Source organism: Moraxella sp., assembly GCF_024227015.1.
GTDB lineage: Bacteria > Pseudomonadota > Gammaproteobacteria > Pseudomonadales > Moraxellaceae > Moraxella.
This window is the reverse complement of sequence record NZ_JAAELD010000330.1, coordinates 1-742: the sequence shown is the minus strand read 5'-3', so window position 1 is coordinate 742 and position 742 is coordinate 1. Positions and strand designations below refer to the sequence as shown.

Here is a 742-nt window from a genome sequence, read left to right as displayed (position 1 = left end):
TTTTTCATCAGTTACAAAGTCAAAATTTAAGAGCAAAAGCCATGACCGCACCACTTTTTAAACCTTTACCTGATTACCGCCTAACTTTTAAAGATAAAGTGTTGGATTTATCCACGCCCAAGGTGATGGGGATATTAAACGTAACCCCTGATTCGTTTTCGGACGGTGGACGCTTTAACAGTGTGGATAGAGCGGTGGCTCATGCTAAGCAGTTGGTGCTTGATGGGGCGGACATCATAGATATTGGTGGCGAGTCCACACGCCCTAATGCTGTGCCTGTTTTGCTTGATGATGAGCTGGCAAGGGTTGTGCCTGTGGTGCGTGCCGTGCGTCAAGAGCTGGGCGATAAGCTGTGGCTGTCGGTAGATACCAGTAGCCCTACGGTGATGCAGCAGGCAATCATGGCAGGGGCGGATATGATCAATGATGTGCGGGCACTGTCTCGGGACGGGGCGTGTCAAATGGCAAGCGATTTGGCGTGTCCTGTGGTGCTGATGCACAGCCGTGGCGAGCCGTCCACGATGGGGGATTTGGCGGTGTATGATGATGTTGTGGCGGACGTGGTGCGTGAATTGTCAGCAAGTATCGATCGGGCGGTCGGGGCAGGCGTGAAATCAGAAAATATAGTCATTGATGTGGGCATGGGCTTTGCCAAGCATTATGCCGAGCATAAATGCCTGATGAATGAGCTGTCCGCTGTGAGTGAAATGCTAAATTATCCCATGCTGTTTGGGGTGTCAAG

General features: G+C 51.1%; 1 protein-coding gene. It reads left to right on the top strand.

Translation table 11 applies throughout. The annotated features are described in order from the left end of the window. Positions 1–41 precede the first annotated feature (41 nt). On the top strand, positions 42–742 hold a 701-nt coding region (gene folP, locus GY683_RS07435), incomplete at its 3' end, for a dihydropteroate synthase (RefSeq protein ID WP_297288130.1).